The sequence below is a fragment of the Hyphomicrobium sp. 2TAF46 genome, from assembly GCF_052114865.1.
Classification (GTDB): Bacteria; Pseudomonadota; Alphaproteobacteria; order Rhizobiales; family Hyphomicrobiaceae; genus Hyphomicrobium_B.
The window spans coordinates 49019-62398 of the sequence record NZ_JBFRFO010000010.1; the positions used below are offsets into that span (position 1 = coordinate 49019).

A 13380-nucleotide genomic window follows, 5' to 3' on the forward strand; every position below is an offset into this window, starting at 1 on the left:
GACGCATTTACCGGAACCGTCAACGAGAGCAGCACCGTCACAATAGAAATGTGTGCCTCAATTCCCGCGTCGTCAACCCGTCACAACGGTGAAATCGATCACATTATCGCCCGCGTGTGTTTCGTCTGTTATGAGCGCCTGCGCGGATGCGCCAAAAATACCAGAAGCGAAAGACGATATTGATGACAGCGAAAAAATCCGGCGGCTGCCTTTGCCAGGGCGTGCGCTTCGAAATCGGCGGCGCGCTCAATCCCATTCTGGCATGCCACTGCTCGCAATGCGCCAAGACGAGCGGCAATTTCGCTGCGATGACGAGCACCGCTGCCGCCAACGTCACCATGGTGTCGGACGAAACGCTGCGCTGGTTTCAATCATCCGAAATAGCGAGCCGCGGCTTCTGTTCGCGCTGCGGCAGCAATCTCTTTTGGAAGCAGACCGGCAGCCCCGACATCTACATCACGGCTGGCACGATCGATAAGCCGGTCGGCGTCAGAATTCTCGAGCACATCTTCGTCGCCTCGAAATCCGACTATTACGACATCACCGACGGCTTGCCGCAAAAAGACGAATGGTGACGCACGCAAACCCACCCACCAGTTGTCATCCCGGCCGAAGTGGTAGCGCAGAGCCGCCCCACCACTCCCGTCATCCCGGCGAAGGCCGGGATCCAGGCAACGGTCAGCGCATTCTCACTTGCTGTCCGCTCGGAGCGATCCACGACCACCGCTTTGCTGAAGCTTGCTGGATGCCGACCTCCGTCGACATGACGGTAGATGAGACGACCAGCGTCCCCTACCGTATCGGACACGCCTTGTCGCAAGGCACCGGCTCGCTCTTTTCAACCGAGCCGCGGAAGATCGAAACGGTTTCCTTCACGCATTGCCCGCCCGACTGAATCACGCGGACGATGTTGTCGCCCGCCTTGCTCTGGCAAAGCACGGCAGCATCTTGCGCAACTTCGAACGGCCGATCGGCCGACGGCTTCAGCTCATCGGCAAAGGCGCGCGATATCAGAAGATCGACAAGGCTTCCCGATTTCGAAGCCGGCCGCGGCAACTGCTCGAACGCGATCCACTCGTAGTTTACCTGACCGCCGGGGCTCTTCACCCGGATCGAGATGTCGCCGGTCTTCGAACAAGACCCGACATCGACGCGCGCATTCCCTTGCGTCGCGAGGGACCGGTAGTCGATCTTGCAGTCGAAATTCTTCTCCAGCAGCTTGGCTTGCGCCAGCCGGTGATCGACCTGATTGAACGGCACGTCGTTCTTCCAGGAGAAATAGAGATTGCGCGCGGTCGGAACGGCGGCCGCAACGGAAACCGCAAGCACCAGCAGCTTGATGACCGAAAGGCCCCGGCTCAGGGGATGCGCGGGATGCGCAATATTCAGCAGAGATGGAGCTTCGCTCATTGATGTGCCCTCCCGATAGCGACGCGCACTTGATTTCGGCGAGCCTTACAATGGCGTCAAGGCTGAATGCTGACGGCTTGCTGACAGACCCGTGAACGGCAAGAGCGCCAAGGGCGCTTCCGGCGAAACCGGACGGCCCCGCGCCGCCAGGCCGGCAAGGTCGCCAACCCCGCCCGAGCGGCTATGGGAAAGCGAGATAAAGCCTTGAAATCGCGGCGCAAGCATATCATCTGTCAACGCTTGCTCCGGTCGCATTGCCGCCCCAGCGCCCCTCGGGTAGACGTTACCTCATGAAATCACCTGCAAAAAAGCCATCCGCCCGCACCGGATCCGAACTGATGAAGACCATCCACGTGCGGGGCGCGCGTGAGCACAATTTGAAAAACGTCGATCTCGAAATCCCGCGCGACGCCCTGGTCGTGTTCACGGGCCTGTCGGGATCGGGAAAATCGTCCCTCGCCTTCGATACGATCTACGCCGAGGGCCAGCGGCGCTACGTCGAAAGCCTGTCGGCTTACGCCCGCCAGTTCCTCGAGATGATGCAGAAGCCGGACGTCGATCACATCGACGGCCTGTCGCCCGCCATCTCCATCGAGCAGAAAACCACCTCGAAAAATCCCCGCTCGACCGTCGGCACGGTGACGGAGATTTATGACTACCTTCGCCTGCTGTTCGCCCGCGTCGGCGTTCCCTATTCGCCCGCGACCGGCCTTCCGATCGAAAGCCAGACCGTCGCGCAGATGGTCGACCGCGTGCTGGCGCTGCCCGAGGGCACCCGTCTTCTCATCCTCGCGCCCGTCGTGCGCGGCCGCAAAGGCGAATACAAGAAGGAAATCGCCGAGTGGCAGAAGAAGGGCTACCAGCGCGTCAAAATCAACGGCACCGTCTACGACATCGGTGACGCCCCAAAGCTCGACAAGAAATTCAAGCACGACATCGACGTCGTCGTCGATCGCATCGTCGTCAAGAAAGACCTCGGCACGCGCCTCGCAGATAGCTTCGAACAGTCGCTGAAATTGTCCGACGGCCTCGCCATTGCCGAATACGTCGACAAGCCGCTGTCGAAAGCCGAGACCGAAGGCGCGAACAAGTCGAAGAACGATACGCACGAGCGCATCCTCTTCTCGTCCCGTTTCGCCTGCCCCGTTTCCGGCTTCACCATCGACGAGATCGAGCCGCGGCTCTTTTCGTTCAACGCCCCAGCCGGCGCCTGCCCCGTCTGCGACGGCCTCGGCTCCGAGCTTCGCTTCGAGCCGGACCTTGTCGTGCCGGACGGAGCGCTCTCCCTCGAAAAGGGCGCGATCTATCCGTGGGCAAAAACCGGCGTCTCGTCCCCCTATTACGAGCAGACGCTCGAAAGCCTCGCGAAGCACTACAAGGTTTCGATGAAGACACCGTGGGAGCGGCTGCCGAAGCACGTCCAGCTCGCGATCCTCTTCGGCTCCGGCGACGAAGAGGTCACCTTCACCTACTGGGACGGCAATCGCAATTATTCGACCGAGAAGTCGTTCGAAGGCGTCATCGGCAACATCGCGAGGCGCTTCAAGGAAACGGATAGCGACTGGGTCCGCGAAGAGCTTTCCCGCTATCAGGCGGCGCATCCGTGCGAAGGCTGCGGCGGCTACCGCCTGAAGCCCCAGGCGCTCGCCGTGAAGGTCGGCGGCAAGCACATCGGCGAGGTCTGCGATCTCTCGATCAAGGCCGCCAACGACTGGTTCACCGAAATCCCGAAGACCTTCACCAAGCAGCAATCCGAAATCGCGACGCGCATCCTGAAGGAAATCCGCGACCGCCTGAAATTCCTGAACGACGTTGGCCTGACGTACCTCACCATGTCACGCGCGTCCGGCACGCTGTCGGGCGGCGAAAGCCAGCGCATACGCCTCGCCTCGCAAATCGGCTCCGGCCTGACGGGCGTCCTCTACGTCCTCGACGAGCCGTCGATCGGCCTCCACCAGCGCGACAACGACCGCCTGCTCGACACGCTGAAGCACCTGCGCGACATCGGCAACACCGTCATCGTCGTCGAGCATGACGAGGATGCCATCATGCACGCCGACCACGTCGTCGACGTCGGCCCCGGCGCCGGCATCCACGGCGGCCGCGTCGTCGCTCAAGGCACGCCGCAGGACATCATGGACAATCCGGCGAGCCTCACCGGCGAATACCTGTCCGGCGTCCGCTACGTGCCGATCCCGAAAACCCGCCGCGCCCCCGACAAATCGAAAATGCTCACCGTCACCGGCGCGCGCGAGAACAACCTGAAGAACGTCTCGGCCTCGATCCCCGTCGGCCTCTTCACCTGCATCACCGGCGTCTCCGGCGGCGGAAAATCGACGCTGCTGATCGACACGCTCTTCAAGGCCGTCGCGAGGAAGCTCAACAACGCCAAGGAGCATCCCGGCGAGCACGACAAGATCACCGGTATCGAGCACTTCGACAAGATCATCGACATCGACCAGAGCCCGATCGGCCGCACGCCGCGCTCGAACCCGGCGACCTACACCGGCGCCTTCACGCCCATCCGCGAATGGTTCGCCGGCCTCCCCGAAGCGAAAACGCGCGGCTACGAGCCGGGCCGCTTCTCGTTCAACGTCAAGGGCGGACGCTGCGAAGTCTGCCAGGGCGACGGCGTCATCAAGATCGAGATGCACTTCCTGCCCGACGTCTACGTCACCTGCGAGGAATGCAAGGGCAAGCGCTACAATCGCGAAACGCTCGCCGTCACCTTCAAGGAGAAGTCCATCGCCGACGTGCTCGACATGACCGTCGAGGAAGGCGCCGAGTTCTTCAAGGCCGTGCCGTCGATCCGCGACAAGCTCGAAACGCTCGCGCGCGTCGGCCTCGGCTACATCCACATCGGCCAGCAGGCGACGACGCTATCGGGCGGCGAGGCGCAGCGCATCAAGCTCTCGAAGGAATTGAGCCGTCGCGCGACAGGGAGAACCCTCTACATCCTCGACGAGCCGACGACCGGACTCCACTTCCACGACGTCGCGAAGCTGCTTGAAGTGCTGCACGAACTGGCCGACGCGGGCAACACCGTCGTCGTCATCGAGCACAACCTCGAAGTCATCAAGACGGCCGACTGGGTCATCGACCTCGGCCCCGAAGGCGGCGACGGCGGCGGCACCATCGTGGCGGCAGGCACCCCCGAAGACGTCGCGAAGACCAAGGAAAGCTACACCGGGCAGTATCTGAAACCGGTGCTGGCGCGCAAACCCAAACCCGCGAACAAGAAGCAGGCGGCGGAGTAATGTCATGGGACGGCGTTCCGGCGTGCCGCACACGCGGGAGCAGCTTCAGGCTCTCTCAACAGACGAGTTCGCCAAGCACATCGACCGCTTGCGTCTTCGGCTCCGCTTTGCCTCGAGGGCAAAGAAACGCGAACTGGCGGCGGAGCTTGCGGCTGCGCAGGCGCTGGCCGGTCAGAGTGATAAAGAATTCGAATAGTCCTCTCTCCCCGCCCGCGGGGAGAGGGTTAGGGTGAGGGGCGGTCCCGCAGAATTCCCCTCCCCCTTGCGGGGAGGGATTAGGGGTGGGGGTCAGCAAACAAAACCCTAGAAAAACTTCCCGAGAAACGCCGCAGCCTCATCCGAGATGTCGACGATCTTGTTCGTTGCCTGCCGGTAGAATTTGAAATTGAGCTCGGTCTCGGGCCGACCGTCGTCCCAATCGCTGAAACCCTTGAGCTTGCTCCGACCCAACGGCTGCTTCGCGAGCGCGGTGCGCCGGATCGTGACGCTCACGCGCGGTGTTTGCCGCTCGATCCCGGGCTTCCTCGGAGTAGCCTCAGCCGACGTAACGACGCCGCGCGCGATGAGCCCCTGCCCGCCCTCGTTCTCGCTCGCGAACACGAAAATCGTGTCGCCTTCCGCGATGAGCTTCCCGCCGTACATCGTCTTCTGCGCGGTGAACGCAAACGTCCTGGCCCGCGGATCGACAACCTCAGCCTTGATCGCGAACGCCATGCCCCCTCCGCTGCTCCAAGATCAAGGAAAGCTACGCGGGACAGTATCTGAAGCCGGTGCTGGCGAGAACGCCGAACCCCGCGAGCAAGATGCACGCAGCGGAGTGACCCACATTCCCTCTCCCCGCCCGCGGGGAGAGGGTCAGGGTGAGGGGCAGCCGCACAAACATTACCTCGCCCGTGCGGGGCACTCAGATCTCAGCCGAAAATAACTCGATCAAGAAGCAGCGTTTCTCACCAAGGCTTTTTCAATCTCAATCGGCAAATCTTGCAATCTCGAAACGACCTTGTGTGAATTAGGCACCTTTCCCGCAAACAAAATGTGGGTGAAACTTCTATCGCCTCGCCACAAATCACAGAATGGAAGATACACAGAATGGAGAAGATCACCAAGCAGCGATGACGTGAATTGCACTCTCTCACATGCTATAGCATTTAGAACTTCAACCGCGATTACCTGAAAGTGCTCACTCGCGGTAGGGGCTTTTCGCAATGTGTCGACAAGCGGAGATCGCAAGGGACGCGAAGCAAAATTCTTGGCAATCGCTTTTTGTCGCTTGAACTCGATCAAAAGTTCCCGTCTGCGTTCGTTTTGCAATCTACCCGCCGAGCCGCTCCTAACCGATTTCTCAAGTGTAGTAACTTCCTGAGCAATATCCCTTGCTCGCGCCATTGCCAAACGTAATTCCTCAAATCTTCCGTCCCAGCTTTGTTTTAGCTCCCGAAGTCTGTCAGTCATTGGATTTTCGTTTCTACCGTGTTCAAAGAACCAGTGATACACAGCTGCAAATCCCAGCGACTGGGCGCGGATAATCTCGTTTGCCGTCCCCCGATCAATCTCGCCCAAGATATATTTTCTCACCACATCGCTTGCAATGACGTCTGAGCATAGTTTGTCAGCGTGTTCACGCTGAACATGCCTCATCGTGGACGGGTTCTTTTTTAAAAACTCTCGGAAACCAGAAAGCGATGCAAGCTTTCGACGGTCCCGTCGGTTGCCTAGGTTGTGCTCGGTGACTAGTGTGAATGCGCGCGTACGCAGATCATGCGCGAGTCTTTCAACGTCGAAGATGTCCAACGCCGCTTGAGGTATCCAATAGGGTCCTTGCCGGGGCGACGAACCATCTAACAAGTCTTCGTAATAAGGGAACGACCAGCCCTCGCTAAAGTCCGATAGAAATTTCGCCCGCTGATATCTATCGTCCACGAATTTCGGATCAGCGGCCTGCATATATTCGAAGTATTGAAAAAATGAGATCGGAAAAATTGCTACTCGATCGGCCTTAAATTCCATTAAGCGACGAAACACAGTAGCAGGAATCTCTCCCGGCTGCGCTAACCTCATCGCGATAAGATCTGATGTATCGAGATAAACAACGAGCTGTTTCACAACATGCGATCCAAACTGAGTTACATATTATTTGCATTTCGAATCGCGCTCCGCATAGACACTAGAATTTACACCCACAAGAACCCGTGCGGATGCGTCCGAGCGCAACCATTGTTAGGCGACTAGCTTTCCGCGACCCCGCCTCCGCGCGCGAAGCTGTTTTAGATGCGCCGCCGCCCCTCCTTCGTCGCCTCGCCCCCCAAAAAAACCAATCCCCGCCCCCATCACCTCCCGCATAATCCCCTCACCCATCCGGCAAAGGCATCGCGCGAGAAGTCTCGATGGCGCTTCAGATGCCCACGCGCATCCGCGCTTGGACTGCGCTTCAGATGCCCACGCGCATCCGCGCTTTCGCGGCGCTCGGGTTGGGGAGTAGCCTCGCCCGCGAGCCCTTACTTGTCTGCTTCTGACCCTTAGCGGACACGCATCGATGGCCGTGCGGTGCGGGGTGCGCCTCATAAATCGCACTGCGGAAAATATCTGAGCCGGCAACGGTCCTTTACTTGGCAACGCCCAAGCACTCGACTAGCGTTCGAGTAGATTTGTCCGCACGGGGGGTTGCAATGCAGGTTTTCAAGTTAGGCTTCGTGGTCGCGGTCATGGTGTGCGCACTTTCGGCGATGGCTCAGGCAGCCGAATGTACGAGGGTCGGAGCCATTGGCGATAACGTCACCCACGATTTGGCAGTTCTGTTCTCCACAAACGCACTTAAGAATACGATCGCCGGGCGAGGACTTATAGGGAAGGGGCCCGTGAAAACCACCTGCACCGGCTCGGGGATGATTGAGTGTCACTCCTCGCAGATGGCCTGCAAGGGCGGGACGCCCGCAACCTGCTTAGGCGCCTGGCTTTGCTTCTGAACGCGGAGCTAGACGTGGACTCGTGATGCTTTGGGCTACTTTTGGCCCGAAGCAGACCACTTAACCCCGCGCTCTCTATTTGCCCTCAGCGCCTTCTACGTCCCCCCAAAAAACTTATCCCCGCCCCCATCACCTCCCGCATAATCCCCTCACCCATCCGGCAAGGGCATCGCGCGAGGCGTCGCGCGGCGCTCGGATGGGGCAGCCTCACCCGCTCGCGGCACGCGCGCGATGCGGTCAAGGCGGAAAGCAGGTCCGCACGGCATGAGAGAAACCGTGTGCGGAATATCCCGCTTCATTAAGTGACCTGCCGGAAACCTGATCTCTGGCTGTCACGGAGCGGACCGGTTCCGAGACTTGAATTGCGAAGACCCAACGCCGCGGAACCCGTCCGCTTCGTGCTTTATCGCTTGCGCCATCCGACTCCCGTTCCGGGAGCCGGCCGGATGGCGCGTCTGCTGTTTCGCCGGCCGGTTGCGCACGCGTGTTGCCTCATTCTCCGCACTTCGGTCATGCACGGAAGAAGCAACATTTCCGCGCCTTCCGGCCGGCTCGACGAAGGAGAGTCGGAAGGCGCCAACAAAAGGAGGAACGCCAGTGCCCAAGAACACGATTTGCGTCTGGTACGACAAGGACGCCGAAGCCGCCGCGCACTTCTACGCCAAGACCTTCCCCGACAGCTCCGTCGGCGCCGTCCACTACGCGCCCGCCGACTATCCCGCCGGCAAGAAGGGCGATGCGCTGGTGGTCCCGTTCACCGTCGCCGGCATCCCGTGCATCGGCCTCAACGGCGGCCCGGGGCCGAAGCACAGCGAAGCCTTCTCGTTCCAGATCGCCACCGAAGATCAGGAGGAAACCGACCGCTATTGGAACGCCATCGTCGGCAACGGCGGGAAGGAAAGCGAGTGCGGATGGTGCAAGGACAAATGGGGCATCAACTGGCAGATCACGCCGCGCGTGTTGACTGACGCGTTGGCAGCCGGCGGCGACGAGGGACGTCGCGCCTTCGAAGCCATGATGACCATGCGCAAGATCGACGTCGCCGCCATCGAGAAGGCACGCCGCGGCTGACTATTCGCGTGTCGCGACCCAATCGCCGTAGCAGATGCCGGAAGGTCCCGTTCCGCGCCATCTGCCGTGGGCTTCATCGCTGTCGAACCATCCGACTCCGTAGGCGACGCGCGGTCCCGTCACGGCCCTGAGTGACGTGCTGCCCGAAGGGGACACACGTCCGCTCAAGGCGATCTGATTGAAAGCATAGGAACCGCTCGTCGAAGAAATGCGCCCGCCGATGATGAGCATGCCAACAGGAATGGTCCCGCAGTGGCCGCTGGTGGTCACCGCGGTCATGTTCCAAACGCCATCAAACCGGGAGGCGGCGCTGGCTGGAGCTGTGAAAGCGACGACGGCAAATGTCACGACGAGCGCGCGAAGGCGCTGACGATGTTCGATCATGTGAAACCTCATAGCGTTTGCATGACGGGTCGCCTCGACTGGCGCGCCCCCGTGAGGTTCAACCGGAATTCCGCGCGCGCCTGTCGGAAGCACGCGTGGTATACTCGTGAGGCCGTCGGCTGATCCACGCGATTTCGCTTATTCGTCGGCCGCGTCACGCTGCGATAAAAAGTTATCCCCGCTCCCTCCGCACACCCCATAATCTCCACACCTCGCCTCGAGGAAAGGCGAACACTCTCACTGGCCGGGTGCTTACCACGCACACGCCATCCGGCTTCACGAACTGGAGCCGGATGGTGTGCAATGAAAAAGTACGCCGCCCGTCGTGTTCGTCGCAATAAGCTTCAAAGAATTCCCAAATTAATACCCGCCGCTCGGCGTGGGGCGATGGACACGGCCGCTCGGGATTTCACGGCCGGTACCCGTGCCATATCTGCGCAACATCGCACGATCGCGAGGGGTAAGCGGCGATCCCGTCCGCAGTTTTGCGCGGGCGCCCTCGACGCCGGATATGGAATCCGCCCGAGCCATCGAAGAAAGTGCCATCGGAGTAACGAACGATGCCAAGATCAATGCTGCGCCAACAGCAGCGGTCCAATTCCGTTTCATGACTGAACTCCTTATCGCCTATCCGGGCCGCATGTCTGCGGGCTGGAGTGCCTGCGCATGAATGCCGAGGCATAGCGTTGCCAACTCGAACGCCTTGCGACCGTTCCACCGCCGTTACGTTAGGGACCCGCAAACAAAAAAACAGCGGACTCCGGTCCGCTGTTTTCCTCTCTCCATAAAATCGGTTCGCCTTAGTAATCGTAAGGTCCGTAATAGCCGCCGCGCGGTCCTATGTAGACGCTGACTCCCGGGCCGCTGTCATAATAGCCGTAGTCGTCACCGCGATATCCGCGCCAGGAATCGTCATTGCCGCCGTAGCGGCGGAGGTGCTCGCGATCCTGGCGGTTCAAATAACGGCCCTGACGCTCCTTCGCGCGTGCGCCCTCGACACCGGAGATGGAATCCGCCCAAGCCATCGAAGTATGTGCCATAGGGGCGACGAACGTCACCATCACCGCGGCAGCCGCCGCAACCGTCCAATTCCTATTCATCATCAAGCTCCCATTCGTCTCTCAACGTAACGGTTAATCAGGCCTTGCTTGCCTGCGTACAATGCCAACGCCATGCGCACGCGCCTGTTCCAGCCAGGCGGGCGGCGGAAGGACACACCAGCGATCACAATTCTGAAGGCGGAATTATCCCCGCTGTCGTCTCAGCTGTTACAATCGGCGGATTGCGTATTGGATTTCATCCCCAAACGCCTTGTTCCCTCTCCCAGCCGCAGGTATGAGGGCTGCACATTCGGGCGAAACAGACTGCACAAAGACAATCCGGGGGAAACACCATGAAAGGTCTTGCAAGCCGGTTCTTCGCATCCGCGCTCATTTACGCCGTGCTCGGAATGACCCTCGGCGTCGTCATGGGCATGACGCAAAACCACACGCAGATGCCGACGCACGCGCATCTTCTCCTCGTTGGCTGGGTAAGCTTCGCGGTGTTCGGATTTTTTTATCACCTCTTCCCCAGCGTCGCCGCAACCCGCATCGCCACCGCGCAGTTCTGGCTGGCCGAAGCGAGCCTGCTGATCATGCTCGTCGGTCTTTTCCAGATTTTCAGCGGCCATCCGGAGATCGGCGAACCGCTCGCGGGCGTGGGTTCGATCGGCCTCCTGTTGTCCACGATCCTTTTCGCGGTCAACGCCTGGCCAGCCGTTAGGAGCGGCTGACGATCGGCCGTTGTCTTAACCAACGCTCAACCAAACCCCGAAGCGGATCCCCCGTCATTCGGGACAGCGCCCGGCAATCCAGCTATCGTTATGGAAAACGGGTGTTCCATGCGTGTGTTCTTCACCTTTCTCGCGATGCTCGCGATTTTGGATTGCCCGGCGACAGCCCGCGCCGAGGACAGCCTGAACACGCTCCTCGATCCGATCCGGACGAAGTACCAGCTGCCCGCCCTCGCCGCCGCCGTGGAGAAGGATGGCAAGCTCGTCGCCTATGGCGCAGTCGGCGTCCGCGTTGCAGGCCGGGATCTTCCCGTCACCGCCGACGACCGCTTCCATCTCGGCTCCGACACCAAAGCGATGACGGCAACGCTCGCGGGCATGATGGTCGATGAAGGCAGGCTTCGCTGGGATTCGACGATCGCCGAGGTGCTGGGTCCCGTTCTCCCTGGAATTCGCCCCAAGTTCGGCGCGATCACGCTGCGAGAGCTGCTCTCGCACACGAGCGGCCTTCCGACTGACAATGAAGAGATAGGCAAGCTCTATTTCAGTCCGGAAGCTGCCGACCATCCGCTCACCGACTGGCGCTTGAAGATGATCGAAGCCTGGGGCTCGAAGCACGACCCGAGCTTCGTCAATGCCGGGAAGTTCCAGTACGCCAACCTCGGCTACATCATCGCCGGTGCGATGATCGAGAAAGCTTCCGGCAAGCCCTGGGAACGGCTGATGTTCGAGCGCATCTACGCGCCGCTCGATCTCAAGACCGCGGGTCTCGGCGCCCAGGCCACATTCGGCGAATATGATGCGCCCGTCGGCCACCGCGTCGACGACAAGGGCAAGATGACGCCATTCCCATGGGGCGAATCTGCGGATCTTCCCGCCTCCCTCGGACCGGCAGGCCTCGCCCACATGAGCATCAAGGATTTCGCAACCTGGGCGGGTTGGAACGCGGGCGAAGGCAAGCGCGGACCTGCGCTTATCAAACCGGAGACGCTCAAGACCCTCCACGAGCCCGTCGTCGATATGCAGATCAAGGACCCGAAACCCGGCACGCCGAAGACGGGCTCCTACGCACTCGGCTGGGGACTATCGAAATTCGATTGGTCAGATAAACCGCTGCTCACGCACAACGGCTCGAATGGCTTGAACTTCGCCTCCATCCTTGTCGACGTCGATCACGACTTGGCGATCGTCGTGACGACCAATATCGCCGGTCCCCACGCCGACCCCGCGACGCGCGATGTGATGAAGGCACTCTATGCAAAGTATGCAAAGTAAGGGAGGACGAGAACAGGAACCCTCGGCGCACGGCCCTCATCGCATATTCAGAATCAAGTCGGATTGACCCCCATGTTCCACCTTCCCTTCTGGCAGCGGCTGCTCATCACCATCGTCGCGATGCTGGCGGTGAGCTACCTCATCTCCCTCGCGTGGCAACAGCTTTTCAGCTTTCCGCTGCCGATCTACCTCGGCGGCGTCATCGGCGGTCTTACAGCGCTGCCAATCTGGGAATTCTTGAAACGGATCAGACCGAGCGGATCCTGATCGCTTGCCCCGGAAGCACGACGATCCCCGGCATGATACCGAGGATCGGCGATAAGGGCCTTTAGTCGCGAAGTACCGACCGGATCTGGTCCTCGTACTGCTTCACCGCTTCGAGCGCCCGCGCCTTCATTACGGGATCCGATCCCGCCTGCGAGGTGAAACTCTCGATGGCTGCGCGAGCGTTGGTCACGATCGTCGTGGCGGCTCCCTGCGGATTCATCTCGCGGGTGGCAATCTTCTGCAGCAACTGGGTGAGAATGACGCCCGTTGCGAGCGAGAGCCCCGAGAGCTCGGCCACTTCGCGCTTCAAGTCCGCGATGGCCTTGCTCGTGTCGATATTGTCCGCCATATCTCTTATGACTCCTTCCAGCCGATTTGGGCGTTGCCTAATACGATTGCCTACGCGCGCGCAAGTCCGCGCTAACGGCCGAGTGCGCGCAGCAACGTCGCGGACGCCGAAAAGGGAGTGGGCACAACACCCAGCCTCAATTGGCCAGCCTGAAATTTGCCACCAATGTCTCCAAAAATGGGGGTCGCGGGAAAAGACATCAGCTATGGGGCGATATCAATGATCGAGCGAAAGCCGGCAAGCATTGGCCGGACGCTTTCCATCCCGCGCACCGCGACCATTGAAGGCGGCATAGATTACCCGGGCCCCGTGGTTATCGACGGCACCGTCCTCGGCGACGTCAACTGTCTCTCCCTCATCGTCACCGAACGGGGTGTGATTGAGGGAACGATCAAATCCGAGGAAGTAACGGTGATGGGCGAAGTTACCGGCGAGATATTCGCGAACCAGCTGACCCTCAAGGCCGCCTGCTCGGTGAACGCGGACATCGTGCACAAGCGGCTCTTGCTGGAAGACGGCTCGTTCTTCGAGGGGAAATCGCGCCGTCACACCGATCCATTGCAATTGCTGTAGCACCTAAGACCGCTCCCGAGCGGGCGGCAGAGGCAACCCGCCTCAAAGGGCCCGTAG

The 13380-nt window shown here is 60.5% G+C and carries 15 protein-coding genes; 9 read left to right on the top strand and 6 right to left on the bottom strand.

What is annotated here, in order from left to right; all coding sequences use genetic code 11:
• Positions 1 to 182 precede the first annotated feature (182 nt).
• The gene (locus AB4Z24_RS19240) at positions 183 to 575 is read left to right on the top strand and encodes a GFA family protein (protein WP_441710747.1); all 393 of its coding nucleotides are present in this window, start codon (positions 183 to 185) and stop codon (positions 573 to 575) included.
• Positions 576 to 792: 217 nt separating this feature from the next.
• Here the strand turns inward: AB4Z24_RS19240 and AB4Z24_RS19245 are convergent, their stop codons facing one another.
• Complete coding sequence (locus AB4Z24_RS19245) at positions 793 to 1410, bottom strand: hypothetical protein (RefSeq protein WP_441710749.1); 618 nt, start codon at positions 1408 to 1410, stop codon at positions 793 to 795.
• 338 nt (positions 1411 to 1748) lie between these two features.
• Here AB4Z24_RS19245 and uvrA point away from each other — a divergent pair, with 338 nt between their 5' ends.
• Both uvrA and AB4Z24_RS19255 read left to right on the top strand, forming a co-directional pair.
• Entirely contained in the window at positions 1749 to 4667 is a 2919-nt protein-coding gene (gene uvrA / locus AB4Z24_RS19250; protein WP_441710751.1) for an excinuclease ABC subunit UvrA, read from the top strand.
• A gap of 4 nt (positions 4668 to 4671) precedes the next feature.
• Complete coding sequence (locus tag AB4Z24_RS19255) at positions 4672 to 4863, top strand: hypothetical protein (RefSeq protein ID WP_441710752.1); 192 nt, start codon at positions 4672 to 4674, stop codon at positions 4861 to 4863.
• 107 nt (positions 4864 to 4970) lie between these two features.
• Here AB4Z24_RS19255 and AB4Z24_RS19260 read toward each other — a convergent pair whose 3' ends face one another.
• Together AB4Z24_RS19260 and AB4Z24_RS19265 are read right to left on the bottom strand one after the other, a co-directional pair.
• A complete protein-coding gene (locus tag AB4Z24_RS19260) occupies positions 4971 to 5381 on the bottom strand; it encodes a hypothetical protein (protein WP_441710753.1) in 411 nt (136 codons plus the stop codon).
• A gap of 216 nt (positions 5382 to 5597) precedes the next feature.
• Entirely contained in the window at positions 5598 to 6770 is a 1173-nt protein-coding gene (locus AB4Z24_RS19265; protein WP_441710755.1) for a hypothetical protein, read from the bottom strand.
• 1457 nt (positions 6771 to 8227) lie between these two features.
• On the opposite strand from AB4Z24_RS19265, the gene AB4Z24_RS19270 reads away from it, so the two are divergent.
• Positions 8228 to 8701: a VOC family protein gene (locus AB4Z24_RS19270; protein ID WP_441710756.1), complete on the top strand. Its 474-nt coding sequence runs from the start codon at positions 8228 to 8230 to the stop codon at positions 8699 to 8701.
• Here AB4Z24_RS19270 and AB4Z24_RS19275 read toward each other — a convergent pair whose 3' ends face one another.
• A complete protein-coding gene (locus tag AB4Z24_RS19275) occupies positions 8702 to 9085 on the bottom strand; it encodes a hypothetical protein (RefSeq protein ID WP_441710758.1) in 384 nt (127 codons plus the stop codon). It lies immediately after the preceding gene.
• 511 nt (positions 9086 to 9596) lie between these two features.
• On the opposite strand from AB4Z24_RS19275, the gene AB4Z24_RS19280 reads away from it, so the two are divergent.
• Positions 9597 to 9755, top strand: coding sequence for a hypothetical protein (locus AB4Z24_RS19280; RefSeq protein ID WP_441710760.1), 159 nt, complete (start codon positions 9597 to 9599; stop codon positions 9753 to 9755).
• A gap of 130 nt (positions 9756 to 9885) precedes the next feature.
• Here the strand turns inward: AB4Z24_RS19280 and AB4Z24_RS19285 are convergent, their stop codons facing one another.
• Positions 9886 to 10185 carry a hypothetical protein gene (locus tag AB4Z24_RS19285; protein WP_441710762.1) on the bottom strand — a complete coding sequence of 100 codons (300 nt, stop codon included), beginning with the start codon at positions 10183 to 10185 and terminating at the stop codon, positions 9886 to 9888.
• A gap of 293 nt (positions 10186 to 10478) precedes the next feature.
• On the opposite strand from AB4Z24_RS19285, the gene AB4Z24_RS19290 reads away from it, so the two are divergent.
• The 3 genes from AB4Z24_RS19290 to AB4Z24_RS19300 all read left to right on the top strand — a co-directional run bounded on the left by AB4Z24_RS19290 (position 10479) and on the right by AB4Z24_RS19300 (position 12401).
• Positions 10479 to 10859, top strand: a complete 381-nt coding sequence (locus AB4Z24_RS19290) for a hypothetical protein (RefSeq protein ID WP_441710763.1) — start codon at positions 10479 to 10481, stop codon at positions 10857 to 10859.
• A 108-nt stretch (positions 10860 to 10967) separates the two neighbouring features.
• Positions 10968 to 12134: a serine hydrolase domain-containing protein gene (locus AB4Z24_RS19295; RefSeq protein WP_441710765.1), complete on the top strand. Its 1167-nt coding sequence runs from the start codon at positions 10968 to 10970 to the stop codon at positions 12132 to 12134.
• A gap of 72 nt (positions 12135 to 12206) precedes the next feature.
• Positions 12207 to 12401, top strand: a complete 195-nt coding sequence (locus AB4Z24_RS19300) for a hypothetical protein (RefSeq protein WP_441710766.1) — start codon at positions 12207 to 12209, stop codon at positions 12399 to 12401.
• A 61-nt stretch (positions 12402 to 12462) separates the two neighbouring features.
• Here the strand turns inward: AB4Z24_RS19300 and AB4Z24_RS19305 are convergent, their stop codons facing one another.
• The gene (locus tag AB4Z24_RS19305) at positions 12463 to 12750 is read right to left on the bottom strand and encodes a hypothetical protein (RefSeq protein WP_441710768.1); all 288 of its coding nucleotides are present in this window, start codon (positions 12748 to 12750) and stop codon (positions 12463 to 12465) included.
• Between the two features lie 219 nt (positions 12751 to 12969).
• Here AB4Z24_RS19305 and AB4Z24_RS19310 point away from each other — a divergent pair, with 219 nt between their 5' ends.
• Complete coding sequence (locus tag AB4Z24_RS19310; RefSeq protein WP_441710770.1) at positions 12970 to 13323, top strand: bactofilin family protein; 354 nt, start codon at positions 12970 to 12972, stop codon at positions 13321 to 13323.
• The last annotated feature ends 57 nt before the right edge of the window (positions 13324 to 13380 follow it).

Excerpts from the sequence above, each read along its gene's own strand:
- AB4Z24_RS19275 (WP_441710758.1), bottom strand. The coding sequence starts at position 9,085 with ATGATCGAACATCGTCAGCGCCTTCGCGCGCTCGTCGTGACATTTGCC.
- AB4Z24_RS19305 (WP_441710768.1), bottom strand. The coding sequence starts at position 12,750 with ATGGCGGACAATATCGACACGAGCAAGGCCATCGCGGACTTGAAGCGC.
- AB4Z24_RS19255 (WP_441710752.1), top strand. The coding sequence starts at position 4,672 with ATGGGACGGCGTTCCGGCGTGCCGCACACGCGGGAGCAGCTTCAGGCT.
- AB4Z24_RS19300 (WP_441710766.1), top strand. The coding sequence starts at position 12,207 with ATGTTCCACCTTCCCTTCTGGCAGCGGCTGCTCATCACCATCGTCGCG.
- uvrA (WP_441710751.1), top strand. The coding sequence starts at position 1,749 with ATGAAGACCATCCACGTGCGGGGCGCGCGTGAGCACAATTTGAAAAAC.
- AB4Z24_RS19285 (WP_441710762.1), bottom strand. The coding sequence starts at position 10,185 with ATGAATAGGAATTGGACGGTTGCGGCGGCTGCCGCGGTGATGGTGACG.
- AB4Z24_RS19240 (WP_441710747.1), top strand. The coding sequence starts at position 183 with ATGACAGCGAAAAAATCCGGCGGCTGCCTTTGCCAGGGCGTGCGCTTC.
- AB4Z24_RS19290 (WP_441710763.1), top strand. The coding sequence starts at position 10,479 with ATGAAAGGTCTTGCAAGCCGGTTCTTCGCATCCGCGCTCATTTACGCC.
- AB4Z24_RS19280 (WP_441710760.1), top strand. The coding sequence starts at position 9,597 with ATGGAATCCGCCCGAGCCATCGAAGAAAGTGCCATCGGAGTAACGAAC.
- AB4Z24_RS19245 (WP_441710749.1), bottom strand. The coding sequence starts at position 1,410 with ATGAGCGAAGCTCCATCTCTGCTGAATATTGCGCATCCCGCGCATCCC.
- AB4Z24_RS19310 (WP_441710770.1), top strand. The coding sequence starts at position 12,970 with ATGATCGAGCGAAAGCCGGCAAGCATTGGCCGGACGCTTTCCATCCCG.
- AB4Z24_RS19260 (WP_441710753.1), bottom strand. The coding sequence starts at position 5,381 with ATGGCGTTCGCGATCAAGGCTGAGGTTGTCGATCCGCGGGCCAGGACG.
- AB4Z24_RS19295 (WP_441710765.1), top strand. The coding sequence starts at position 10,968 with ATGCGTGTGTTCTTCACCTTTCTCGCGATGCTCGCGATTTTGGATTGC.